The sequence below is a fragment of the Devosia sp. MC532 genome, assembly GCF_016461625.1.
Taxonomy (GTDB): Bacteria; Pseudomonadota; Alphaproteobacteria; order Rhizobiales; family Devosiaceae; genus Devosia.
Map to the genome: position 1 here is coordinate 92,387 of NZ_JAEMNZ010000009.1, position 22,043 is coordinate 114,429.

Annotated in this window: 25 protein-coding genes and 1 pseudogene; 9 read left to right on the forward strand and 17 right to left on the reverse strand. The window is 58.2% G+C overall.

The features are described from left to right. Positions 1–29: 29 nt before the first annotated feature. Complete coding sequence (gene argH, locus JHC09_RS12355; RefSeq protein ID WP_211200590.1) at positions 30–1,496, reverse strand: argininosuccinate lyase; 1,467 nt, start codon at positions 1,494–1,496, stop codon at positions 30–32. Here argH and JHC09_RS12360 point away from each other — a divergent pair. Beyond that, positions 1,495–2,157, forward strand: coding sequence for a TlpA disulfide reductase family protein (locus JHC09_RS12360; RefSeq protein WP_248309007.1), 663 nt, complete (start codon positions 1,495–1,497; stop codon positions 2,155–2,157). The genes argH and JHC09_RS12360 overlap by 2 nt on opposite strands. Before the next feature lies 1 nt (position 2,158). Here the strand turns inward: JHC09_RS12360 and JHC09_RS12365 are convergent, their stop codons facing one another. Genes JHC09_RS12365 through JHC09_RS12385 form a run of 5 tightly spaced genes read right to left on the reverse strand, consistent with a single transcriptional unit; the run spans position 2,159 to position 4,827 of the window. Continuing rightward, on the reverse strand, positions 2,159–2,341 hold the full coding sequence (locus JHC09_RS12365) for a putative motility protein (RefSeq protein ID WP_169195525.1): 183 nt from the start codon (positions 2,339–2,341) through the stop codon (positions 2,159–2,161). 54 nt (positions 2,342–2,395) lie between these two features. Continuing rightward, positions 2,396–3,067 (reverse strand): rhomboid family intramembrane serine protease, encoded by a 672-nt coding sequence (locus tag JHC09_RS12370; protein ID WP_169195524.1) that lies wholly within the window; start codon positions 3,065–3,067, stop codon positions 2,396–2,398. A gap of 44 nt (positions 3,068–3,111) precedes the next feature. Then, positions 3,112–3,705 carry a cob(I)yrinic acid a,c-diamide adenosyltransferase gene (locus JHC09_RS12375; protein ID WP_199532170.1) on the reverse strand — a complete coding sequence of 198 codons (594 nt, stop codon included), beginning with the start codon at positions 3,703–3,705 and terminating at the stop codon, positions 3,112–3,114. Between the two features lie 3 nt (positions 3,706–3,708). After that, positions 3,709–3,906, reverse strand: coding sequence for a twin transmembrane helix small protein (locus JHC09_RS12380; protein WP_169195522.1), 198 nt, complete (start codon positions 3,904–3,906; stop codon positions 3,709–3,711). A gap of 6 nt (positions 3,907–3,912) precedes the next feature. Then, positions 3,913–4,827: a LysR family transcriptional regulator gene (locus JHC09_RS12385; RefSeq protein WP_199532171.1), complete on the reverse strand. Its 915-nt coding sequence runs from the start codon at positions 4,825–4,827 to the stop codon at positions 3,913–3,915. Positions 4,828–4,916: 89 nt separating this feature from the next. Between JHC09_RS12385 and JHC09_RS12390 the strand changes: the two genes are divergently transcribed. Next, complete coding sequence (locus JHC09_RS12390; RefSeq protein ID WP_199532172.1) at positions 4,917–5,339, forward strand: DUF4260 domain-containing protein; 423 nt, start codon at positions 4,917–4,919, stop codon at positions 5,337–5,339. On the opposite strand, the gene gluQRS is transcribed toward JHC09_RS12390, so the two are convergent. After that, entirely contained in the window at positions 5,293–6,147 is an 855-nt protein-coding gene (gluQRS, locus tag JHC09_RS12395) for a tRNA glutamyl-Q(34) synthetase GluQRS (RefSeq protein ID WP_199532173.1), read from the reverse strand. The genes JHC09_RS12390 and gluQRS overlap by 47 nt on opposite strands. On the opposite strand from gluQRS, the gene JHC09_RS12400 reads away from it, so the two are divergent. The 3 genes from JHC09_RS12400 to JHC09_RS12410 all read left to right on the forward strand — a co-directional run bounded on the left by JHC09_RS12400 (position 6,146) and on the right by JHC09_RS12410 (position 8,136). Then, on the forward strand, positions 6,146–6,823 hold the full coding sequence (locus JHC09_RS12400) for a DNA-3-methyladenine glycosylase 2 family protein (RefSeq protein ID WP_199532174.1): 678 nt from the start codon (positions 6,146–6,148) through the stop codon (positions 6,821–6,823). The two genes, gluQRS and JHC09_RS12400, sit on opposite strands and share 2 nt — an antisense overlap. Next, complete coding sequence (locus tag JHC09_RS12405) at positions 6,820–7,491, forward strand: prolyl oligopeptidase family serine peptidase (protein ID WP_199532175.1); 672 nt, start codon at positions 6,820–6,822, stop codon at positions 7,489–7,491. Before JHC09_RS12400 ends, JHC09_RS12405 begins: the two co-directional genes overlap by 4 nt. 87 nt (positions 7,492–7,578) lie before the next feature. Continuing rightward, complete coding sequence (locus JHC09_RS12410; RefSeq protein ID WP_169195516.1) at positions 7,579–8,136, forward strand: HNH endonuclease; 558 nt, start codon at positions 7,579–7,581, stop codon at positions 8,134–8,136. 3 nt (positions 8,137–8,139) lie between these two features. Here the strand turns inward: JHC09_RS12410 and JHC09_RS12415 are convergent, their stop codons facing one another. Further along, positions 8,140–8,628 (reverse strand): disulfide bond formation protein B, encoded by a 489-nt coding sequence (locus JHC09_RS12415; protein WP_199532176.1) that lies wholly within the window; start codon positions 8,626–8,628, stop codon positions 8,140–8,142. 286 nt (positions 8,629–8,914) lie between these two features. Between JHC09_RS12415 and JHC09_RS12420 the strand changes: the two genes are divergently transcribed. Both JHC09_RS12420 and JHC09_RS12425 read left to right on the forward strand, forming a co-directional pair. Continuing rightward, positions 8,915–9,685 carry a thermonuclease family protein gene (locus tag JHC09_RS12420; protein ID WP_248309008.1) on the forward strand — a complete coding sequence of 257 codons (771 nt, stop codon included), beginning with the start codon at positions 8,915–8,917 and terminating at the stop codon, positions 9,683–9,685. Continuing rightward, positions 9,682–11,151 (forward strand): M48 family metalloprotease, encoded by a 1,470-nt coding sequence (locus JHC09_RS12425; RefSeq protein WP_199532177.1) that lies wholly within the window; start codon positions 9,682–9,684, stop codon positions 11,149–11,151. The genes JHC09_RS12420 and JHC09_RS12425 overlap by 4 nt, the downstream gene beginning before the upstream one ends. A gap of 3 nt (positions 11,152–11,154) precedes the next feature. Here the strand turns inward: JHC09_RS12425 and JHC09_RS12430 are convergent, their stop codons facing one another. The 5 genes from JHC09_RS12430 to JHC09_RS12450 all read right to left on the reverse strand — a co-directional run bounded on the left by JHC09_RS12430 (position 11,155) and on the right by JHC09_RS12450 (position 14,121). Next, positions 11,155–11,346 carry a Flp family type IVb pilin gene (locus JHC09_RS12430; RefSeq protein ID WP_349236464.1) on the reverse strand — a complete coding sequence of 64 codons (192 nt, stop codon included), beginning with the start codon at positions 11,344–11,346 and terminating at the stop codon, positions 11,155–11,157. Between the two features lie 32 nt (positions 11,347–11,378). After that, positions 11,379–11,786: an 8-oxo-dGTP diphosphatase MutT gene (gene mutT / locus JHC09_RS12435; RefSeq protein WP_169195513.1), complete on the reverse strand. Its 408-nt coding sequence runs from the start codon at positions 11,784–11,786 to the stop codon at positions 11,379–11,381. After that, positions 11,783–12,532 (reverse strand): GNAT family N-acetyltransferase, encoded by a 750-nt coding sequence (locus JHC09_RS12440; RefSeq protein WP_169195512.1) that lies wholly within the window; start codon positions 12,530–12,532, stop codon positions 11,783–11,785. Before JHC09_RS12440 ends, mutT begins: the two co-directional genes overlap by 4 nt. A gap of 25 nt (positions 12,533–12,557) precedes the next feature. After that, positions 12,558–13,793: a bifunctional glutamate N-acetyltransferase/amino-acid acetyltransferase ArgJ gene (gene argJ / locus JHC09_RS12445; RefSeq protein WP_199532178.1), complete on the reverse strand. Its 1,236-nt coding sequence runs from the start codon at positions 13,791–13,793 to the stop codon at positions 12,558–12,560. Between the two features lie 100 nt (positions 13,794–13,893). Then, complete coding sequence (locus JHC09_RS12450) at positions 13,894–14,121, reverse strand: hypothetical protein (protein ID WP_199532179.1); 228 nt, start codon at positions 14,119–14,121, stop codon at positions 13,894–13,896. Positions 14,122–14,220: 99 nt separating this feature from the next. Between JHC09_RS12450 and JHC09_RS12455 the strand changes: the two genes are divergently transcribed. Beyond that, complete coding sequence (locus tag JHC09_RS12455) at positions 14,221–14,850, forward strand: TetR/AcrR family transcriptional regulator (RefSeq protein ID WP_199532180.1); 630 nt, start codon at positions 14,221–14,223, stop codon at positions 14,848–14,850. 48 nt (positions 14,851–14,898) lie between these two features. On the opposite strand, the gene JHC09_RS12460 is transcribed toward JHC09_RS12455, so the two are convergent. Then, positions 14,899–15,804 carry a peptidylprolyl isomerase gene (locus JHC09_RS12460; RefSeq protein WP_199532181.1) on the reverse strand — a complete coding sequence of 302 codons (906 nt, stop codon included), beginning with the start codon at positions 15,802–15,804 and terminating at the stop codon, positions 14,899–14,901. 389 nt (positions 15,805–16,193) lie between these two features. On the opposite strand from JHC09_RS12460, the gene secA reads away from it, so the two are divergent. Continuing rightward, complete coding sequence (gene secA, locus JHC09_RS12465; RefSeq protein ID WP_199532182.1) at positions 16,194–18,890, forward strand: preprotein translocase subunit SecA; 2,697 nt, start codon at positions 16,194–16,196, stop codon at positions 18,888–18,890. 59 nt (positions 18,891–18,949) lie between these two features. Here secA and JHC09_RS12470 read toward each other — a convergent pair whose 3' ends face one another. The 3 genes and pseudogenes from JHC09_RS12470 to JHC09_RS12480 form a co-directional block, all read right to left on the reverse strand. Further along, the gene (locus JHC09_RS12470; protein WP_199532183.1) at positions 18,950–19,663 is read right to left on the reverse strand and encodes a hypothetical protein; all 714 of its coding nucleotides are present in this window, start codon (positions 19,661–19,663) and stop codon (positions 18,950–18,952) included. A 325-nt stretch (positions 19,664–19,988) separates the two neighbouring features. Beyond that, a pseudogene (locus tag JHC09_RS16970) lies at positions 19,989–20,582 on the reverse strand (murein L,D-transpeptidase family protein); the annotation flags it as partial. A 368-nt stretch (positions 20,583–20,950) separates the two neighbouring features. Further along, the gene (locus JHC09_RS12480; protein ID WP_199532223.1) at positions 20,951–21,904 is read right to left on the reverse strand and encodes an acetyl-CoA carboxylase carboxyltransferase subunit alpha; all 954 of its coding nucleotides are present in this window, start codon (positions 21,902–21,904) and stop codon (positions 20,951–20,953) included. Positions 21,905–22,043 lie beyond the last annotated feature (139 nt).

Genomic DNA, 22,043 nt, shown 5'->3' on the forward strand with positions numbered 1-22,043 from the left:
CCTCCAGGGGAGGGCTTTATTGTTTAGGCTTATTCGATGCCGCCGTCGCCGTGACCAGATTTTTTGGCTTTTAGCGCGCGCGGCTCGTGGGTCTCCCCGGTGAGCAAGGATTTCCAACGCGCGGCCTGTGCCACGACATTGCTCGGGGCGGTGCCGCCGTAAGATTTACGCGCGGCAACGGAGGCTTCCACGGTGATGACCTTATGGATGCGGCTGTCGATACGCTCATCGACCGCCTTAAAGTCTTCGATGGTGAGACCTTCGAGACCGCAGCCCTTTTTCTCTGCCGCCGAAACAATAGCGCCAGTGATGTGGTGGGCATCGCGGAACGGAATGTTCAGCTCTTTCACCAGCCAATCGGCAACGTCGGTTGCGGTCGAGAAGCCAGCCGAAGCCGAGGCATGCATCTTGTCGCGGTTTGGCTGCATGTCGCCAACCATGCCGGTCATTGCAGCAAGGGAGAGCGAGAGCGCGTCGAGCGCGTCAAACGCCACTTCCTTGTCTTCCTGCATGTCCTTGGAATAGGCCAAAGGCAGGCCCTTCATGACGACGAGCAGGGAATTGAGCGAGCCCATGATGCGACCGATTTTGGCGCGAACCAGTTCGGCAGCATCGGGATTGCGCTTCTGCGGCATGATGGACGAGCCGGTGGTGAACTTGTCCGAGAGCTTTACGAAGCTGAACTGGGCCGAAGACCAGATGACCATTTCCTCGGCGAAACGCGACAGGTGCATGGCGCAGATGGCCGCTGCTGCAAGGGTTTCGAGGATGAAATCGCGGTCAGACACAGCGTCGAGCGAATTGGCGGTTGGGCGATCAAAGCCGAGCGCCGAAGCGGTCATTTCGCGGTTGATCGGATAAGGCGTGCCAGCGAGGGCTGCCGAACCCAATGGGTTTTCATTGAGACGCTTGCGCGCGTCTTCCAGGCGACCTGCGTCGCGGCCGAGCATTTCGACATAAGCGAGCAGATGGTGGCCAAAGGTCACCGGCTGGGCGTTTTGCAGATGGGTGAAGCCCGGCAGAATGGTTTCGGCTTCGTCTTCGGCGCGCAGCACCAAGGCGAGCTGGAGCTTTTTAATCTGGGTGACCAGGTGGTCGATGTAATCGCGCACATAAAGCTTGAAGTCGGTCGCGACCTGATCATTGCGCGAGCGGGCGGTATGCAAACGGCCTGCAGCATCGCCGATCTTCTCACGCAAACGTGACTCTACGTTCATGTGGATGTCTTCGAGCGCACGGGAGAATTTGAACTCGCCGCTCTCGATTTCGCCCAAAACTTCGTCGAGTCCGGTCAAAATGGCGTCGCGATCTTCGCGCGTCAAAATGCCCGTGGCTTCCAACATTGTCGCGTGTGCCTTAGAACCGGCAATATCTTGACGGAAGAGGCGCTGATCAAAGCCGATCGAGGCGTTGATCTCTTCCATAATCGCATCGGGCGCCTCGGCAAACCGACCGCCCCACATCTTATTGCTTGAAGACTTGTCCGGAGACACCATGGCCAATATCCGCTCAGATCGATCCTCAACCGCGATGCGCTGGATCATGCCAGCTGCGGCGGGACTTGTGGTGGTTGGTGGGTCTATAGCGGCATGGCTGATGCTCGGCAATGCCGGGGAAGCGAATGAATGCCCAGTTCAGGCCGCTGCAGCACAGATTATTGAGGGCGCGGCGGTGGGTGAATTGGCCGCTTTGAACGGCACCGGCGAAGGTCGTGGCTATGCCGATATGGCATTTAAGGACATTGACGGCACGGATATGACCGTTGCTTCGTTCAATGGAAAGTCGCTGCTGGTCAATTTCTGGGCCAGCTGGTGTGTGCCGTGCCGCGAAGAAATGCCGGCGCTCGACGCCATTGCGACCGAGTTCAATTCCGATAGCTTTATGGTCTTGCCGATCAATCTCGATATTGGCTCGGACGGCTTGGGTAAGGCGCAGCAGTTTTTGGATGAAGGGCAGTTCGAGAACTTGCCGCTTTATGCCGACAACACTTTTGCAGCGTTTGAGCGGTTGAAGCGTCAGGCGGTAGCGATTGGCCTACCAGCGACGCTGTTGCTGGACCCAGAAGGGTGCGAGCTGGCCGTGTTGCAGGGCCCTGCCGAGTGGCAGACCGAAGACGGCAAGAATGTTGTAAAGGCGCTTTTGAGCCTGCGCAGCTAATTTAGGCGATCTTGTCGACCGAGATGCCTTGACCGGGCGGTGGCGCATTGAGCGCCACCTGCATCAGCATCTCGAGCGTTTCCGTCTGCATGTCATGAGCTTTTTTCACCAGCGCGACGCTGATTTGTTGCTGCATGTGCTGCTGACGCATGCCTAGGGCTGTCGATGCCAGTTCGGCGCTCATCCTGAGACCTCTTGTATGGTGGGTTAAGGCTAGGCCTTAGTGCTTAAGACAAGCTTACCGTCCACCGAACAAAGGCACGTCACGTCGTTTGAAAATTGGCGTTAACGCCATGCCCGCGACGAAGCCGCCCAAATGCGCCCACCATGCCACTGCGTCGGGCGAGCCGAGAATGGCGTAAAACAACTGCATGGCGATCCAGAACCCCAGCATCCAGAAGGCCGGAACCGGCACGGGAATGGGGATGACGATTTTGGCGAGCACAAAGACGCGGGCGTGCGGATACAAGAGAATATAGGCGCCCATCACCCCGGCCACGGCACCAGAGGCGCCGATCAGTGGGCCATTGCCATCGAGATTGAAGGCGAGATGGAAGAGGGCGGCGAGGATGGCGCAGGCCCCATAAAACAGAAAATAGCGCACGTGCCCAAAGGCGTCTTCGACATTGTCGCCGAACACCCAGAGGAAGAGCATATTGCTCAACAGATGCAGCCAATCGGCGTGTAAAAACGCGTAGGTGAACAGCGTCGCCCAATCGGGCAGCCACGGCACAGGCTGGGGATAGAGATCGCGCACCACAATCGGGATCATGCCGAAATTGATGGTGGCTTGATCGAAATCGGCTGGCGGCAAAATCGCCTGAAAGCAGAAGACGAGGATGGTGAACGCCATCAGCCCATAAGTCACATAGGGGAAACGAACGTGACGGATGGCGTTTCTATCATGCAAAGGAACGAACAGAGCCGGTCTCCAAAAAAGATCGGCTGTGCCTGTCAGCCTTTTGAGATGTCACCATAATTGCCCGGAACCCACAAGACATCCTTTGCGCCATTGCCATTGGTGGTGCGCGAGAGGACGAACATAAGGTCCGAGAGGCGATTAAGATAACGCAGGGTTTCGGCGCTGGTTTCCGGTTCGACTTCAAGAAGTTCGGCAACCAGCCGTTCGGCACGACGCGCGACGGTGCGGATCACGTGGAGCAGGGCCGCCAGAGGCGAGCCACCGGGGAGAATAAAGCTCGTCAGCGGGGCGAGATCGGCGTTGTAAAGATCGATCTGCTCTTCGAGATAGGTGGTCTGTACCGGGCGAATCCGCAGGCTTGGATAGGGATCTTCCGGGCTATCGGCGCCCGGTGTTGCTAGATCGCAGCCGAGATCGAAGAGGTCGTTCTGAATGCGGCCGAGCACCGCATCAATGGCTGGAAAATCTGCGGTGTGCAGGCGCGCCTGACCGATGAAGGCATTGGTTTCGTCGACCGTGCCGAAGGCGTCGATGCGCAGATCGTGCTTGGGGCGACGGGGACCGCGCACGAGACCCGTGGTACCGTTGTCACCGGTCTTGGTGTAGATGGCGTTGAGCTTGACCATGGATCAGCGGCTGCCGCCGAAGAGGGCCAAGGCAATGAGCAGCAGCAGCAGGGCAACGCCCTGACCGATGACGCGCAAGCGCATGAGCTTCTGGCTGGTGTTGCCGGAGCCGCCCTTGAGCATGTTCCACAGGCCCATGCCCAGAACGATGACCACGAACAGCATGACGAGGCCGATGGCGATATTGAGAAGGGTTTCCATTTGGACCTAACCGATCGATGGGGTCTTGGGTTCGCCTCTTATATAGGCGGTTATCCCATTGGCGAGTGCGTCATAAATGGCACGGATTCGGGGTGAGGTGAACAAGTGCTCGTGGGTGGTGAGCCAGAAAGGCAAAGGCGGGGCTTTGATGTCGATAGGGAGGACAACAAGTCCTGATGTCGTTTGGGCCAGAACTTTCTGCCCAAACCCTATGCCTAGACCGGCTTTGATCGCTTCCCAGAGATAGGCCTGATCGGCCGAACGGATAGCAAAATTGTCGTCGGTGAGGGTGTAGCCGAGCGTTTTGGCGTGGCTGATCAAGGCGGTGGAGCCAGAAAATCCGATGAGATCATGCTGGAAAAGCTCGTCCAGCGTTCGCGGCGTGCCGCGGCGCGCCAAGTAAGTCTCATGAGCAAGAGCGACAATCTCTGTTGAGCCCAAGTGACGACTGATCAACTCCAGCTGGGTCGGACGAAACATGCGCAGGGCGATGTCGGCGTCATTGAGCAGCAGGTTTTCACTGGTGTCCGAGGGAATGATCTCCAGGGCAATATTGGGATAGGCGAGGCGGAGAGGCGCTAAAATGGCCGGCAGGACGTGGTGAGAAATGATGAGGCTGGCGGTAATGCGGACGGTGCCTAAGAGCGTGTCCTGCGCCCCTGTGGCGCGGATGTTGGCCTCAGCGATTGCCGCTTGCGCGGTGCGAATGGGCTCGTAGAGCCGGAGGGCGGTGGCGTTGGGTTTGAGGCCCGACAGGGTGCGATCAAAGAGTTTGAGCGCGAGCGCTAACTCAAGCGCCTCAATATGGCGACCAATGGTGGGCTGGCTGATCGACAGCGCCCGAGCGGCGCCAGAGAGCGAGCCGTGCTCGACCACGGCGGCAAAACTGCGCCAAAAATTCCAATCGGGCTCTCTATTCATTTTTGAATATTAATCGTCCAGTTTTGGCGGATTTCTATTCAGAACTGTATCGGCCATTCCTCAATCGAACAAGATTGAGGACGGCGGCGATGGACGAGCGGTTTACACAGCGATGGCAGCGGGTCGAGGGGGCGGTGCTGTTTGCCGTGGCGCTCGGTGTTATGCTGAGCGGGGATTATGGCTTGCCAGTTTGGGCGGCAATTGTGGTGTTCTTTGCGCCCGATCTGAGCTTTTTGGGCTATGTCTTGGGCCCGCGCATGGGGGCGTGGATCTATAATAGCGTCCACAATTATGGATTGGGCGCGGGTGTCTTCGCTCTTGGCGCGATGCTGTCCGCCCCGCTTGGTTGCGCAATTGGGCTGCTGCTGCTCGCTCACACGGGATTTGACCGCATGTTGGGCTATGGCCTCAAGTCGCGACTGGCTTTTGGGGTGACGCACCTTGGCCGGATTGGACGGGACAAGCTCAGCGTTCAGGCAGACCAATCAACCGACGCACATCGTTTGGGGTGAGCCCCTCAGCCCGCAAATCGCGCAGGCTTTTGGAATTGCGCGATTTGGAGAGCTTTGCTCCAGTCTCGTCTTTGAGCAGTCGGTGGAAGTGATAGATCGGGCTATTAAGGCCCAATATGGCCTGCAGGAGAACGTGAATATCGGTTGCCGCCTCGAGATCACGGCCACGGGTGACATGGGTAACACCCTCTGCGGCGTCGTCGACAACAACAGAGAGGTGGTAGCTCGTGGGCGTGTCTTTGCGTTGCAGCACCACATCGCCCCAACGTTCGGGGCGGGCGTAGCGCACTTGCGGGCGGTCAAGGACAGTGGGGCCGACGACAGTATAGGTCAGCATGCCAACGCGGTCGCGTGTCGCTTCGGTATCGAGGCGGAACTGGACGGCGTCGCCCCGCTCCAAGCGCTCGATGCGCTCGGCATTGGAGAGGTGGCGGCAGGTGCCGGGATAGATTGGCGCACCGTCTGGATCGGTCTCAGTGGCATGTTCGGCGATTTCTGCGCGGGTGCAAAAGCACGGATAGATCAGCGCTTGGTCGCGCAAAACATTGGCCGCATCCGCATAAAGCTCGAGCCGTTCGGACTGGATCAGCACTGGTTGAGGCCAAGACAAGCCCAGCCAAGCCAAGTCTTCAAGGATCGCTTGGGTAAATTCGGGTTTACAGCGGTTGAGGTCGATGTCTTCGATGCGCAGATGGGCAGTGCCGCCCAGCTTTTCGGCCGCCTCCCAAGTGAGGAAGGCGGAGAGGGCGTGGCCCAGATGGAGATAGCCATTGGGGCTGGGAGCGAAGCGAAGGATCGGCTGAGACATGGCGCAGAGACTTACCAAAGATTTGGTCCTTGCAACACCGCGCATTGATCATCCCGAGGGACTGGCCTGGCATGTGGACCAGCTCGTGGGGTTTTGGCCCCAGTTGGCGCCAATGCGGGAGGTGGCTGGCGTTGTTGAGCCGCGGGTCAATCCCAAGGGCTTTGCCGGGCTCGCGAAGGTTGTCTGTGGGCAACAGGTTTCAGTGCAAAGCGCAGCAGCAATATGGGCGCGGTATTCGGCGCTTCCGGGCGCACTTGAGCCCGATGGCTATCTTGGCGTGTCAGAAGACGACATTCGCGGGGCCGGGTTTTCGCGTAGCAAATATGCGACCATGCGCGGCGTCGCCGAAGCGATTGGCGCGGGTGAGATCGATTTGGCGGCGGTGGAGATTTTGCCAGCCGAAGAGGCGGTGGCCAGACTGGTACAGTTGAAGGGGATCGGCCCCTGGACGGCCGAGGTTTATCTGCTGTTCTGCGCCGGGCATCCGGATATTTTTCCAGCCGGGGATTTGGCCTTACTCAAGGCTGCCCATTCCGGGCTTGGTCTTGACGCTCGCCCGACGATCAAAGAAATGATTGGCATTGCCCAGGATTGGTCGCCGCACCGATCCGCCGCGGCTATTTTATTTTGGCGCTATTTTGCCGCCATGAAGAATCGAGAAGGAAGCCTGCTGTGACCAAACTCTCTGGCCCGATGGTGGCTCCGGCAAATGGCCAAGCACCCGATAGTGCAGTGATTTTGCTCCATGGTTATGGCAGCGACGGCAATGATCTGATTGGTCTGGCGAGCCATTGGCTGCATCTGCTGCCCGGTGCGCTGTTTATCTCGCCGAACGCGCCGCAACCGGTTGGTCAATTCAGCGCTGGTTTTCAGTGGTTCCCCATTGATTGGGACCCGAGCGCAGACCGCCTTGCCAATCGCCAGACGGGCGTGGTGACGGCCCGTCCGGTTTTGGAAGAGTTTCTCAACGATCTTTGGAGCCAAACTGGAATTTTGCCCGAGCGCACAATTTTGGGGGGCTTTAGCCAAGGCGCGATGATGGCGCTGCACACGGGATTGGCCCTGCCTAAGTCCCAGCAGCTGATGGGGGTAATCGGAGTTTCCGGCGCTTTCCTGCCGCCAGAACAGTTTGGTTCGGACGCGCTGGCCAAGCCGCCGGTATGCCTCGTCCATGGCGATATGGATGAGGTCGTCGACCCCAATCATAGCGCCGACGCTGACCGCATTCTCCGGGATGAAAAATTTGACGTGCACTATCACGTGAGCCGTGGCGTCGGGCATGGAATTGCACCCGATGGTCTTGATTTCATGACGAATTTTATTTCGGCAGTCAGCCAAAAATAAATCCGGCATCTGCTTCACACAGGCGACACAAACGGCGTAGTATTACTGCGCTATGGACTTACACGATTCCCGTTTCGGGAGACTCAAGTGACTATCCATGTGTCGCCTGAGACTTGTCCCGCATTGGTACTGAACGCCGACTACCGGCCGCTCAGTTACTACCCACTGTCTTTATGGTCGTGGCAGGATGCGATTAAGGCGGTGTATCTGGATCGGGTCAACATCGTGTCGCACTACGACACGGTGATCCATTCTCCCAGTTTCGATATGCGTCTGCCCAGTGTTGTGGCGCTCAAAGACTATGTGCAGCCGGTGCGCTTCCCGGCTTTCACACGCTTTAATGTGTTCCTGCGCGACCGCTTCCAATGCCAGTATTGCGGCAATCCGCACGATCTGACCTTCGACCACGTTATTCCGCGCTCTAAGGGCGGGCTGACGACTTGGGAAAATGTGGTGGCGGCGTGCGCGCCGTGCAATCTGCGAAAAGCAAACCGCCTGCCGAGCGAGATCAAGATGTTTCCTCGGCAGACGCCTTTTGCGCCAAGCGTGCATGATCTGCACAATAATGGGCGGTCTTTCCCGCCCAATCATCTGCATAAGAGCTGGCTCGATTATCTCTATTGGGACATCGAGCTTGAGCCCTAGGCTTTAGCGCTGACGCGATGTGCGCAGGATGGACAGGGTCAGCAGGCCTGCGACTGCCAGCGAGATGATGGCGTTATAGCCAGCCATGGAAATGCCCAGGAAGCGGAACTGCACCACGTCGCAGCCGATAACCGGCTTCAGCTCATTGAGCGAATCGAGCGAGAGGCTTTCGCCAAGGCCAGAGCATGTGGTCGGGCCGGGCCAGAAGCCCCATTCGACGCCAGAGTGGAACGCGCCAAGATAAGCGCCATAGGCAAACAGCGCCGCAACAATCGCCATGCCGGCGATTTTGACCTGCTTGGGTAGGCGGCCCCAAAGCACCAGAATCAGGGCCAAGAGGGGGAGGCCCCAATAATAGGGCATGCGCTGTTGCAGGCAGAGGTCGCAGGGCTGGAGACCGCCGATGTATTGGGAGCCGAGGGCTCCCAGAATGGTGGCGAGGCCTAGGATAAAGGCGATCCCGGCGGCAATTCGTTCGAACGGACGAGCCATTTAGTTTTCTCTGCTGACGCGATTAGGTGGCAGGCGCTTAGCCCGTATTCATGTCAAAACCCAGACAAAGCGCAAGTTTGTTGTGTGTGCCTTATTTCGCCACAAGCATAGGGCAATGTCGCGCGCGAAATTGTGATCGCAGCGGACGAAAGTTGATGCGATTGGCCTTAAGCTGGTGCAGGCCGGTAATCCTTTTTTGCCCAGTTGTGGTGCATGGTGAACAAAGTATTGATCTAAGGTGGTGGTATTGCGCAGCGTCACTCTGGCCTCAATCAGTGCAGGAATTTTGGCGGCGGTCAGTCCGGCGGCGGCGGAAAGCTGTGCCGAATTGCGCATGGTCAAAGGCGGGCTGGTGGTGCAGGTCACCGACGGCGATACCATCGTGCTCGATAGTGGAATCACGGTGCGGATGATCGGGACACAAGCGCCAAAATTGCCATTGGGTCGGGAAGGGTTTCCAACCTGGCCGCTCGCCGAAGAGGCGAAGGCGCAGCTTGAAGCACTGGCGCTCAACAAGCGCGTCCAATTGGGTTATGGCGGGCAGGAGATCGACCGCTATGACCGCGCGCTCGCCCATCTGTTTGTCGAAGACGGCGAGACGCTGATCTGGTCGCAACTGCATATGGTCGCGAACGGCTTGGCGCGGGTCTATTCTTTCCCCGATAATCGCAAATGCCTCGGCCCGCTTTTGGCCGCAGAAGCGCGCGCGCGCGTCGAAGGCCTTGGCATTTGGGCCAACTCCTATTATCGAGTGCGACAAGCAGACCGGCCCGAGATGCTCACAGATCGCGTCGGCGACTACGAACTGGTTGAGGGCAGAGTGTTAACCGCCGAAAAGAGCGGAGCACGTGTTTATCTCAATTTTGGCCGTTTCTATAAAGAAGACTTCACTGTGGTGATCGAGGGGCCGGCTCAACGGCTCTTTGATGACGATAGTATTGATTTGCTGGCGCTGGAGGGTGCGCTGGTGCGAGTGCGTGGATGGGTGGACGATCGGGACGGTCCACGCATCGAGGTGACCCATCCCGAACAGATCGAGGTACTTGGGCGGCAATGACCACGCTTCCTAAAAAATTTGCCCTTCGTGCCTCCGCCTTGGCGGTTAGCGTGCTTGCTATAACGGCTTGCTCCTCGATTACGGGCTCCAACATCAGCGTTGGCCGGACCGGGGACAATCCCGCGCCTTCAGTGTCGCAGGAGACGCTCACTGGCGATGATGCCATTGGCCGTCGCGAGCATCCGCGCATTGTTGCAACCTATGGTGGGGTCTATGAAGACCGCCAAGCCGAGATCATGGTTGCGCGGATTGTGGGCCGCCTGTTGGCTGCCGCAAACCAGCCCAATGTGCAGTTCCAGGTGACGATCCTCGACACCTCGGAAGTGAACGCTTTCGCGCTACCGGGCGGCTATATTTATGTGACGCGCGGGATTTTGGCGCTGGCCTCGGATACGAGCGAGCTGGCGGCCGTTCTCGCGCACGAAATTGCTCACGTGACGCTGCGCCATGCGCGCGCGCGCACCGACAAGACCCGGACGACGCAAATTGTGGACCGCGTGGTTACAGGGATTTTCGGTGGCGATCGATCGAGCGATGCAGCTGCCGATCGGACGCGTCAATCCTTGGCGGCCTTTAGCCAGAACCAAGAGCTTGAGGCCGATCGTGAAGGGATCAAGTTTGCCGGTAAGGCTGGCTATGATCCAACCGCTGCGGCGCGCTTCTTGGGCGTGATGAGCCGGTTTGCGGCCTTCTCGGCCGGTGCTGCTAAGGGCGATGGTTTCTTGTCATCGCACCCATCGACGCCAGCGCGCGTTGAGACCGCGTTGAGCTCGGCACGCTTGTTTGGTGCGGGTGCTGTTGGTGAGACCGATCGCGAGGGGTATCTGGCGGCTATTTCCGGCATGACTTTTGGCGATAGCCCGGCGCAGGGCAGTATTGTGGGTCAGCGCTTCGTTAATCCAGCGCGTAAGTTCACCTTTGCCGTGCCGCAAAACTATGCGCTGCAAAATGCGCAGAGCGCGGTTGTGGGCGTGGCCGGCGACGGGGAAGCGGTGCGCTTTGATAGCGCGCAGGTCCAAGGCAATATGGAGCTGACGGCGTACCTCAAGTCCGGCTGGATAGCGGGCCTTAAGGCCGACACGGTTCAAGCGCTCAATTACAACGGCATTGAGATGGCGTCGGGCCTCGCGCAGACGGACCAGTGGTTCTTCCGCGTGGCGGTGATGCGTATGGATGGCGAAGTGTATCGCTTTATCTTCGCGGCCAAGGCTGACAGTCAGCGATTTGCGCAGGGCTTTGATACAACGCTCCAAAGCTTCCGCCGCACGACGGCGGCCGATCTGGCCCCGATCCGGAAAACCTCTATTCGTTTGGTGACGGCGAAGGCTGGGGATACGGCCAATAATTTGGCAACGCAGATGGCCAATATTCCGGCCGGGCGCGACCTGTTCTTTATCTTGAACAATCTCTATCCGGGCGATGAGCTCAGAGCCGGTCAGCGCTATAAAATCGTGGCGGTGCAGTAGCGCTTAGAGGTTGGCGGCTTTTTCGGCAAAAATATTGGCCGCGTTCCCGTATTTGAGCAGATTTTCAATGCTGGGGCCGAGCACCGAGGCCGAAGCTAGGGCCGTCAGGCTGAGAAGCGCGGCAATGAGCACATATTCGATCGCTGTGGCGCCACTGGTGTCACGTATAAAGCGCGAAAATGTTGTGCTCAGCATAGGGCCTCCAAACTTGCCCTATGCCGCTCTCCTCAAAGCAGATCGCACAGGGCCGCGATGAGCGGTTCATCGGCTGGGGGCATGGGGTAATCTCGCAGAGCCTGCGGGCGGACCCATTTGAGGGCCTGGTGCTCGTTGGTTTGCGGCGTGCCTTGCCACTTCCGACAGGCGTAAAGTGGCATCAACAGGTGAATATTATCGTAAGAATGGGATGCAAATGAAACCGGTGCGAGGCAGGCCTCCTTGGTTTCAATTCCCAGTTCTTCGCGCAGTTCGCGGATAAGGGCTGCCTCTGGCGTTTCGCCGGGTTCGACTTTGCCGCCGGGGAATTCCCACAGACCTGCCATGTTCTTGCCCTCGGGGCGCTGGGCGATCAGCACGCGACGGTCGGCATCGACAAGAGCGCAGGCGACAACAAGGAGAATAGGCTTATCGCTCACTTGGGTGCTCCGGGGATGCGGTAGTGATAATCATATTGATGGGTGTAGCCGAGCTCTGAATAGAGCGCGATAGCGGCCGGATTGTCGCCTTGGACATTGAGGGCGGCAAATTTGGCGCCCTGTTTTTTGGCCCAAGCCAGGCCCGAGTTCATCATGGACTTGGCGAGCCCCTGACGGCGACGTTGGGTGTCAGTGATGACATTGCCGGTGATGACAATGCCATCGGCAATGGCCATGAGGCCTGAGGCCACGGCTTGCCCATCACGCGTGAGCACCACGCCGGTGGCGGGCACCTTCAAAACCGCCATCAGATTTGTGAACCCGGTCAGCGTCGTGTCGTCATAAGACTGAAGCTGCTGCTGAGCTGCGACAAATTTGGGGTCCGTGACGCTGAGGAAATGCGCCTCGGCGTCTGCTTCATGATCGCCTAGGTCCATCGCATAGACATGGCTGAGATCAATGGTTTGCCAGCCCGACTCGTCGAGCGTGGCGGACACTTCAGGAGCCGCGAGCGGGGTGATGCGGAAAACTGGCTTGGTTTTGCGAATGATCATCCACGTGCTGGCCGAGATGATGCGAAGATCGGCGTCTTCGAAATCATCAGGGTCAAAGCACTGGGTTGAGTTGGCGCGTTTGGTGTAGCCACCTGATGCGCGTCGTACCCAAGAGCCATCCCATTTTTCTTCGATGCCGGGCCAGGCGGATAGCCCGGCGCGTTCAATCGCTTCGACGTCTGGGATGCTCATTGTGGTACTCCGCGCGACGACCGAATTAGCTCCGGTAGTCGCCGTTGATGGTGATGTAACCGTGGGTCAGATCGCAGGTGTAGATGGTGGCGCGGCCTTCGCCCATGCCGAGCGATACGGTGAGCTCAAGCTCTTCGCCCTTCATGTAAGCGCTGGTGGCGGCTTCATCATAACCATGAGCGCGCTCGCCATCCTTGGCGACGACGAGATCGCCGAAGCGGATGGAGAGCTTATCGCGGTCCGCTGGCTCGCCGGCCTTGCCGACGGCCATAACCACGCGGCCCCAATTGGCGTCTTCGCCGGCAATGGCGGTCTTGACCAATGGGCTATCAGCAATGGCCTTGCCGATGCGGAAGGCGCTTTCGTCAGAGACTGCGCCTTCGATGTGGACGGACACTTGCTTGGTGGCGCCTTCGCCATCGCGGACAGTGAGGATAGCCAATTCGAACAGCACGTCAGCCAAGGCCTGGCCGAAGATTTCTGCGCGCGGATCATCGAGCGATGCAATCGGCTCGACAGCGGCCTTATTGGTGGCGAAAACCAGCAGCGTATCGGAGGTGGAGGTGTCGCTATCAACGGTGATGGCGTTGAAGGTGGTCTGGACGTGACGGCTGAGGAGCGCCTGCAGAACCGGTGCTGCGATCGGCATGTCGGTGACGACAAAGCTCAGCATGGTCGCCATGTCCGGCGCAATCATGCCCGAACCCTTGGCAATACCGTTGATCTTGATCTCAGTGCCGTCAATGTCCAGGACAGCGCCGGAGAGCTTTGGATAGGTGTCCGTGGTCATGATGGCCTTGGCAGGCTCGATCCACGGCATGAGGTTCATGCGGGTCGCGGTTTCGTCGAGAACGCCATCAAACTTGGACGCATCGATCAGCTCACCGATAACGCCGGTCTGAGCGATGAACACTTCCGAAGGGGAACAGCCGAGCGCCTTGGCAGCGGTTGCGGCGATGTGCTTGACGCTTTCGCGGCCCTTCATGCCGGTGAAGGCATTGGAATTGCCCGAGTTGACGACGAGGCCACGGGCGATGCCGCCGGGCAGGTTTTCGCGGCACAACTCGACAGCGGCCGACGAGCACAGCGAGCGCGTGAGAACACCAGCAACGGAGGTGCCTTCATCAAACGCCATCAACAGAACGTCGGTGCGGTTCTTGTACTTAATGCCAGCTTCGGCAGTGGCGAAGCGAACGCCTTCAATCGCTGGGAGCTCGGGGAAAGTCTTCGGCGCGAGCGGTGATACCGGAATTGCGGCCATGGGCGAAACCTCAAAGGCAAATCGATTGCTTTCCGGTTTGCCTCAAAGGTGTGACGGACGCAAGGTAGAGCAGAAGGACTGTAACTGCAGTGCGGTGTTTTTAACCAATAGGCTTACGCCCGGTGATGAATTTGGCAAACCGGCGGTTGATGAAGGGCGAGATGAGTATGGCAAGGCTTGAGCTGACCACTGGCACTAAAATCAAGGTTCGTTGCCAAAGTTCCCAAGTGTGGGTCAGCGGGCCAAGTGCATAGAGCCCAAGGGTGACGAGGGGATAAACGGCAATAGTGAGGAGGAGTGCCAGTCTGACGCGGGCGGGGATGGGCATGTCTGGGATCTCTAATGAAACGATGCGTTTCGTATGTAATGAAACGGGCCGTTTCGTTCAAGTCTTTTCTTTGCGTGGCACCTCGGGCATATTCGGGGGATGGACCAAAAAGACTCTCAGGCAGAACCCACCGGCGCTGTGACGCGAAAATCGATCGGCGCGCGCCGCAATCCGGCGAGCCAAGAAGCCATTCTGGATGCGGCGGAAGCCGTGTTAAACGAAGGCGGTGTGGCTGGGTTTTCGATCGAGGCGGTCGCTAAAAAGGCCCGTGCTGGCAAGCCAACCATCTATCGCTGGTGGCCAAACAGAACCGCGCTGATGCTCGACGTCTACCGGCGGTTTAAAAACGATCGCCCGTTTCCCGACACGGGCAGCTTGCGGGCGGACCTTATCGCGTTCCTCGACAATCAGCTACTCGGGTTCTGGCATAACAGCCTCGCCGCCACGGTTTATCGCGCGCTGATTGCCGAGGCGCAGACCGATCAAGCGGCAGCCGATGCGCTTTATGCGTATCAGGAAGGCCGCAAAGCTGTGGTTATTCAAATCATCGAAAAGGCCAAGCTGCGTGGGGAGTGCACGCCCGAGGTCAATTCCGAGTTGATCGTTGATCTCATCGTCTCCTACGCATGGCACCAGCTTTTGCTTGGGCGCGTGGAGGCGGCCATGGGGACAATCGAGGCGGTCGTCGATAGCGTGCTGCGCGGCGCGTTGAACAGTACCACAAGATAAAAAAAGCCCGGTGCGAGACCGGGCTTTCTTCGCACAGTGTGACGAGGATTATTGAGCGGGGATAGCCGCTTCCGCTTCTGCGGCTTCCTGTTCGTCGAACTTGGCCTTGAGCGCTTCGTCGTTAATGGTGATGTCCAAGCCATCCATCAGTGTGGTGACCTTGTCGTTAAACGTGGTCATCATCAGCTGCTGCTGGATCTGGCCTGCAACCTGTTCAAAGGTTGGCGGAGCCGATTGGCGCTTTTCTTCAAGCTTGATGATGTGCCAGCCGAACTGGGACTGAACTGGCGCCGAAATGTCGCCGGTGTTTTCAAGCGCGAAGGCCGCTTCTTCGAATGGAGCGACCATCATGCCCTTGCCAAAGAAACCAAGATCACCACCGTTGGCGGCTCCTGGATCAATGGAGTTTTCAGCCGCGAGCTTGGCGAAATCTGCGCCCTTGTCGAGCTCGGCCTTGAGTTCATTGGCCTTGGCTTCCTCTTCAACGAGGATGTGGCGGGCGTGAACTTCGTCTTCCGGCGTGTACTCGGCAACGAACTTGTCGTACTCGGCGCGGGCGGCTTCTTCGGTCACGCTCGCAACGATCTGTTCGTTGAAATAGGCGCGACGCAGAGCGCGTTCTTCGAGGTAATCAAGGCGCTGAGCGAAGGTCTCGGTCTTGTCCATACCCGCTTCGCGAGCCGCTTCAGCCATCACCTTCATGTCGATGAGGATGCGCACGAGAAACGCGCGACGTTCATCGGGTGGGAGCTGTGCCAGATCCTGTGCCATGTCTTCGGCGGCGAAGGTCAGGTCAGCTTCGGTAATGGAGTGCGCGCCAATGGTGGCAACGACCGCATTCTGATCAGGTGCTGCAGGAGCGGCGTCTTGCGCGTAGGTGGCAAGAGCAGGAACCGCGAGCAGGACTGTCGCGAGGCTAGCAGCGCGCAGCAGGCGCAAGGCAGGGTTCTGCATAGGGATTAGGTCTCTCCTTTGCCGATGTCGGATCGGCACTACCGAATCTTTGTTCTTTCCGGCTCGCACGACATGACGGCTAAAATGTGCCGTGCACTCCGTTGTGTCTGGCACTATAAATCTATCGCAACGCCCGGAAAGTCAGAGGCTTGCTGTGGTGTGGCTGATTTCGGATACGTTGACAAGACCACCCCTCACTCTTACATCTCACCCGCTTTTCCAAAAGCATGGGCCCGCTGTCGCGCCCAACCAAAATCGCGCAGTGGACATGCAAGACTTCGCTCAGAGAAGCTGATTAGGCTTTTTCTGATGAGTCGCGATGAGTTGAGAGACGCCATAGGCGCTGTCCTTAACTCGTTATGACTCCGAATTAAAAAGGACCAGAACACATGGCACTTACTGCTCTTGCCCGGAAAATCTTCGGGTCACCGTCCGATCGACAGGTGAAGCGGTATCAGAGCAAGGTAGCGGCGATCAACGCGCTGGAACCGGAACTGGTCAAGCTTACTGACGAGCAATTGCGCGCACGCACCACTGAGTTCAAGCAAAAGCTTGAGCAGGGCGCTTCGCTCGATGATTTGCTTATCCCCGCTTTTGCGACCGTGCGTGAAGCCGGTAAGCGTGCCTTGGGCATGCGCCACTTCGATACGCAGATGATCGGCGGCATGGTCATGAATGACCGCGCTATCGCTGAAATGCGCACCGGTGAAGGCAAGACGCTGGTTGCGACTTTGCCAATGTATCTCAATGCGCTGACCGGTAAGGGCGCGCATCTGGTGACCGTGAACGACTACCTTGTGCGTCGCGACGCGCAGTGGATGGGTCAGCTCTATAATTTCCTCGGCCTCAGCTATGGCGTTGTGGTGCCAGGCATTTCGGACACCGAGCGTAAGGCGGCTTATGCGGCCGATATTACCTACGGCACCAATAATGAGCTCGGGTTCGATTATCTTCGCGACAACATGAAATACTCGCGCGCCCAGATGGTGCAGCGCGGACATGAATTTGCGATCGTTGACGAAGTCGACTCGATTCTGGTCGACGAAGCGCGGACCCCGCTGATCATTTCTGGTCCATCGGAAGATCGTTCTGATCTTTATGTGAAAATCGACAAGCTGATGGCGATCATCGGCGAAGGCGATTTCGAGCATGATGAAAAGCAACGTTCGGTGACGCTGACCGATCAGGGCACGGAAAAGCTGGAAGAAGCACTGGCGGCCGAAGGCCTGCTTAAGAGCTCGTCCATGTATGACGTTGAGAACGTGGCGCTGGTTCACCACGCAAACTCGGCTCTGCGCGCCCACAAAATGTTCCGTCGCGACAAGGACTACATCGTTCGTAACGATGAAGTCGTGATCATCGACGAGTTCTCGGGCCGCATGATGGCGGGCCGCAGGTATTCGGAAGGCCTGCATCAGGCGCTTGAAGCCAAGGAAGGTGTCAAGATCCAGCCAGAAAACCAGACGCTGGCCTCGATCACCTTCCAGAACTATTTCCGTCTCTACAAGAAGCTTGCTGGCATGACCGGTACGGCGGCGACGGAAGCGGAAGAATTTGCGGACATCTACCGTCTCGGCGTGATCACTGTTCCGACCAATCTGCCGGTTCAGCGTATCGACGAAGACGATGCGATTTTCCGTACGGCAGACGAAAAGTTCAATGCCATCGCCGACCTGATCAAGGAATGTCAGGATCGCGGTCAGCCGGTTCTGGTGGGCACGACCTCGATTGAAAAGTCGGAAATGCTCGCTGACCTTCTGCGCAAGAAGAACGTTGGTACGATGAACGTGCTCAATGCTCGTCACCACGAGCAGGAAGCGTTTATCGTTGCGGACGCGGGTCTGCCGGGCGCGATCACTATTGCGACCAATATGGCTGGTCGCGGTACCGACATTCAGCTCGGTGGTAACCTTGAGATGCGCATCCAGCGGGATGCGGAAGGTCTTGAGGGTGCTGCGCGCGATGCCAAGATCGAAGAGATCAAGGCCAAGATCGCCGATGACAAGGCCAAGGCACTGGCGGCAGGCGGGCTGATGGTTATCGGCACGGAACGCCATGAGTCGCGTCGTATCGACAATCAGCTGCGTGGTCGTTCGGGCCGTCAGGGTGACCCCGGTCACTCAAAGTTCTTCCTGTCGCTGCAGGACGATCTGATGCGTATTTTCCCTGTCGACAGCATGGATTCCATGCTCGGCAAGCTTGGTCTTGAGCAGGGCGAAAGCATCACGCACCCTTGGGTTACCAAGGCGATTGAACGCGCGCAGGGCAAGGTTGAAGCCCGCAACTTCGATATTCGTAAGAATATCCTGAAGTACGACGACGTTATGAACGATCAGCGTAAGGTGATCTTCGAACAGCGTCTCGAGTTCATGGATGCGGAAGACGTATCTGAAACCATCACAGAAATGCGCCACGAGGTGGTGAGCAATGTGGTGGGCAAGGCCATTCCGCCGCGTTCTTATCCCGATCAGTGGAACATTGAGCAGCTGACCGCTGCGACCAAGACCTATCTCAATGTTGACGCGCCTATCGCTGAATGGGCTGCGGAAGAAGGGATTGAGGCCGAGGTTGTTGAAGAGCGTATTCGTGAGGCGGCAGACGCTGTCATCGCTGCCAAGCACGAGAAATACTCGGCCGATGTGATGAAGCAGGTCGAAAAGTCGATCCTGCTGCAGTCGCTCGATGGTCTGTGGCGCGAACATCTCGTGATGCTTGACCACCTGTCCAAGGTTGTCGGCTGGCGCGGTATTGCGCAGCGCGACCCGCTCACCGAATACAAGCAGGAAGCCTATGAGCTGTTCCAGTCTCTGCTGGCGAACCTGCGTGAATTGGTGACGACGCAGCTCTCCCACGTTGAGTTGCAGGTGCGCTCGCCTGAACAGGAACAGGCTCTTGCGCAGCAGCAAGCGCAGGCTGCGCAGGGTCTCGCAGCTGCCGCCGCAGCGTCTGCTGCGCTGGCTCCGCAAGTGGCTCGCGAACCCTTGGCGCCAATTGATCCGGCTCTGCTCGTCGGCGTTTCGCGCAATGCGGATTGCCCATGCGGTTCGGGCAAGAAGTTCAAGCACTGCCATGGTGCCTTCGCTTAAGCGAACGGCATCCAGAATTGAAAAGGCCCGGAGCGATCCGGGCCTTTTTTATTGGGGGATTAGCAGGTGACGCGTATTTCAGCGTAGCCGGTGAGGCCTTCGTCGCCCGAGGAGGTGACCGAAACGGTGCAGGTCGAATTGGGTAGTGGGACCGCGACGCCAGAGGGGACAATTGTTCCGTCCACAAGGGTGATGTAGCCGCTGTCGACAAGGCTGACGTCGATCGTGGCGGGCTGATCGCAAATGGGATAGCTGTCGCCAGTGGTGACGAGGAGGCGCATGCCTGCGGGCAGGCAGTCATCGCTCACGCCTGCTGTGGGCGCTGGGGTAGTCAGGGGAGCGGGTACAGGCGCTGTTGTAAGCGGCGACGCTGGAGCAGGCTCTGGGGCGCTTGTTTGGCGCTCTTCGAGCGCGGTAAGGCGTTCCGTGAGGGCGCTGAGCTGCTGGGAGCCAGTATTTGAATTGCTGCCACGGGCGTAAAGATCAAGGCTGACGCGGAGCTGCGCCAACTCGGTCGAGAGGCGCATAATCTCGTTTTGATTGGCGAGGTGCAGGGTCGCTGCCGCGCCGGCTACGCCAATGGCCACGATCATGCTGGCAATCGAGAGAACAATCGGAATTTTGGACGGCCGCGCCACAGGAGGCTGATGATCCTCGGAGGCAAAGTCTTCGGCTGGAACGATGGTTTCATCGATCAGTGTGGACGAAATATCGGGCTCAACACGGATGTCCTCGTCTCGGCGATCCGGCGTATCGGCTTTTTTCTCGTCCACGTCTGTCTCCTAAGGTCCCCTGCCATTGCAGCATAGTGGGGCCGGAATGCGGCACCAGCGCGTGTTATGGGCGCTGGGCTGCAGAGGTGGGCAGTGTAGCAGGCTTGCCGGTGAAGACCGGTGGAATGTTTGGGTTCTGGCCGGGGTTGCCAAGACCAATGGCGCTGCCGATGCCGGACACGAAGCCGGTGATGGCTTCGCTGCGCTGCTTGAGGGCGGCCTCGGTGGCTGCGGCGCGTTGGGCGGCGGTCATTTGAGCGTCCATCAACTTTTGCAGCGCGGCTTCGTCAGCGGCCACCTTCGACTTTACAGTGTCGCTCAAGCTTGTCGGCGGGCAGGCACCCATGGCGTCGAGTGGGCCCGAGCTTTTTGGGTTGAAGATGTAGCGACCTTCGCAAACGTCCCAAGTGGGTGGAACTTTGTTGATGTCGAAGGCTTCGTAGCCGACCTTGATGTTCTTCCAGAACTCAAGATGCGGGCTGGTGGCATGCTTGGCCATATTGGCCGTTGTCATGCGGAATGGATAGATTTGGAGCTGGAAGGTGGGGTTGCCACCCTTAAAGCTTTCGCGGGCCAGCGCATAAATTTCAGCGATGCCCTCGTCGGTCATGGCGTAGCAGCCGACAGATTTACAATCGCCATGGACCATCAGGTTCGAGCCGGTGCGGCCGTGGGCGCGGTCAAACTTGTTCGGGAAACCGGTGTTGAACGCGAGATAATAGTTGGACTTGGGATGCATCAGGCCAGGCGAGATGGTGTAAAAACCTTCCGGGCTCTGACGGTCACCTTCCTTGAATTTCGGGCCGAGATCGCCCGAATAGGAGCAGATCTCATAGGTCTTGAAGAGGCGATATGTGCCGTTGGCAGACTTCTTCCAAACCTCAAGAATTTCTTCTTCCTTGAAGATACGGATGACCATGCCGTCGCTGGGCGACGAGCTGATGTTGCGCAGCGCCTGGACCATTTCTCCGGTGAGCGGAATATTGTGGCGATTATCGCCACCTTTGACAAAGCTTGAGCACGCCGCCAGCGCTAAAGTCACAAGCGACAAGACAACGAAAGCGCCAAGACGGTTGAAGAAGGTGGACAATTGTCAGCTCTAGTTAGAAGCGCCGGAGACAGCGCACAAGGTTAGCGCATTATGACTTGTCGCGGTGAACGAAGCCTTATCAAGGCGCGCATTCTCCGCTCTTCGCTTTGGGCTCACGAGACTGTGTAGGAGGGGGCAGACACAAAAAAACGCCCCGGAAATCCGAGGCGTTTTTAGTTCGTGATGGGTGCCAGACCTTAGAGGTTGGTCCCAATGGCGAGGAATTTCTCGCGGCGGTGTTCGCGGGTTTCAAGGCGCGACTTGCCATCGAAATCCTTGAGGAAGGTCGCAATAGCGCGGCGGGTCGATTCCATGATCGCCGGATGGTGGCGATGGGCGCCGCCAGTGGGCTCGGTGATAATCCCGTCGATGACGCCAAAGCCCAGAAGGTCCTGTGCGGTGATCTTCTGTGCGGTTGCCATGTCCTGCGCGCGGGCTGCGTCGCGGAACAGAATCGATGCACCCGCTTCTGGCGAGATGACCGAGTAGATAGCGTTTTCGAGCATCAGCACGCGGTTGGCCGTGGCAATGGCGATAGCGCCACCTGAACCACCTTCGCCGATGATGATGGCAAGGTTTGGAACGCCCAGCTCAAGGCCCTTTTCGGTCGAACGGGCAATAGCTTCTGCCTGACCGCGCTCTTCAGCGCCGATGCCAGGATAGGCGCCTGCCGTGTCAACGAAGGACAGAACCGGAAGCGAGAACCGATCGGCCATGTCCATGATGCGAACGGCTTTACGATAGCCTTCCGGATTGGCCATGCCAAAATTGTGCTTGAGGCGAGTCTCGGTGGAGTTGCCCTTTTCCTGGCCAAGGATGGCCACGGGAACACCGTTGAAACGGCCGAAGCCTGCTTGCAAAGCTGCGTCTTCACCGAACTTGCGGTCGCCGGCGAGCGGGGTCCATTCGGTAATGAGGGTGCGCACATAGTCAGAAAAATGCGGACGCTGCGGGTGACGCGCGACCTGTGTCTTCTGCCAAGGGGTGAGCTTGCGATAAATCTCCACCAGCGCTTCGTCGGCGCGTTGGGAGAGTCGCGTCACTTCCTCATCAATGGAGACAGCCTGATCGGTCTGCGCCAAGGATTTGAGTTCAGCGATCTTTGCTTCCAGATCGGCGACTGGCTTTTCGAAATCGAGATAAGACTGCATCCCACCGCCCGTAGGGGTCATTGTTTAAACGCAAAAGCGCCTGCGCTGCTGTTGCGCCTTAAAGTGGCCGGAAAGTGGCGGCGACGCAACGCAGAGTCAAGCTTAGCGAGAGAATTGGTTCCAATTTCGTGAGGATGGA

Excerpts from the sequence above, each read along its gene's own strand:
- JHC09_RS12360 (WP_248309007.1), top strand. The coding sequence starts at position 1,495 with ATGGCCAATATCCGCTCAGATCGATCCTCAACCGCGATGCGCTGGATC.
- argH (WP_211200590.1), bottom strand. The coding sequence starts at position 1,496 with ATGGTGTCTCCGGACAAGTCTTCAAGCAATAAGATGTGGGGCGGTCGG.
- JHC09_RS12365 (WP_169195525.1), bottom strand. The coding sequence starts at position 2,341 with ATGAGCGCCGAACTGGCATCGACAGCCCTAGGCATGCGTCAGCAGCAC.
- JHC09_RS12375 (WP_199532170.1), bottom strand. The coding sequence starts at position 3,705 with ATGGTCAAGCTCAACGCCATCTACACCAAGACCGGTGACAACGGTACC.
- JHC09_RS12380 (WP_169195522.1), bottom strand. The coding sequence starts at position 3,906 with ATGGAAACCCTTCTCAATATCGCCATCGGCCTCGTCATGCTGTTCGTG.
- JHC09_RS12385 (WP_199532171.1), bottom strand. The coding sequence starts at position 4,827 with ATGAATAGAGAGCCCGATTGGAATTTTTGGCGCAGTTTTGCCGCCGTG.
- JHC09_RS12390 (WP_199532172.1), top strand. The coding sequence starts at position 4,917 with ATGGACGAGCGGTTTACACAGCGATGGCAGCGGGTCGAGGGGGCGGTG.
- JHC09_RS12400 (WP_199532174.1), top strand. The coding sequence starts at position 6,146 with ATGGCGCAGAGACTTACCAAAGATTTGGTCCTTGCAACACCGCGCATT.
- gluQRS (WP_199532173.1), bottom strand. The coding sequence starts at position 6,147 with ATGTCTCAGCCGATCCTTCGCTTCGCTCCCAGCCCCAATGGCTATCTC.
- JHC09_RS12415 (WP_199532176.1), bottom strand. The coding sequence starts at position 8,628 with ATGGCTCGTCCGTTCGAACGAATTGCCGCCGGGATCGCCTTTATCCTA.
- JHC09_RS12425 (WP_199532177.1), top strand. The coding sequence starts at position 9,682 with ATGACCACGCTTCCTAAAAAATTTGCCCTTCGTGCCTCCGCCTTGGCG.
- JHC09_RS12430 (WP_349236464.1), bottom strand. The coding sequence starts at position 11,346 with ATGCTGAGCACAACATTTTCGCGCTTTATACGTGACACCAGTGGCGCC.
- JHC09_RS12440 (WP_169195512.1), bottom strand. The coding sequence starts at position 12,532 with ATGAGCATCCCAGACGTCGAAGCGATTGAACGCGCCGGGCTATCCGCC.
- argJ (WP_199532178.1), bottom strand. The coding sequence starts at position 13,793 with ATGGCCGCAATTCCGGTATCACCGCTCGCGCCGAAGACTTTCCCCGAG.
- JHC09_RS12450 (WP_199532179.1), bottom strand. The coding sequence starts at position 14,121 with ATGCCCATCCCCGCCCGCGTCAGACTGGCACTCCTCCTCACTATTGCC.
- JHC09_RS12455 (WP_199532180.1), top strand. The coding sequence starts at position 14,221 with ATGGACCAAAAAGACTCTCAGGCAGAACCCACCGGCGCTGTGACGCGA.
- JHC09_RS12460 (WP_199532181.1), bottom strand. The coding sequence starts at position 15,804 with ATGCAGAACCCTGCCTTGCGCCTGCTGCGCGCTGCTAGCCTCGCGACA.
- secA (WP_199532182.1), top strand. The coding sequence starts at position 16,194 with ATGGCACTTACTGCTCTTGCCCGGAAAATCTTCGGGTCACCGTCCGAT.
- JHC09_RS12480 (WP_199532223.1), bottom strand. The coding sequence starts at position 21,904 with ATGCAGTCTTATCTCGATTTCGAAAAGCCAGTCGCCGATCTGGAAGCA.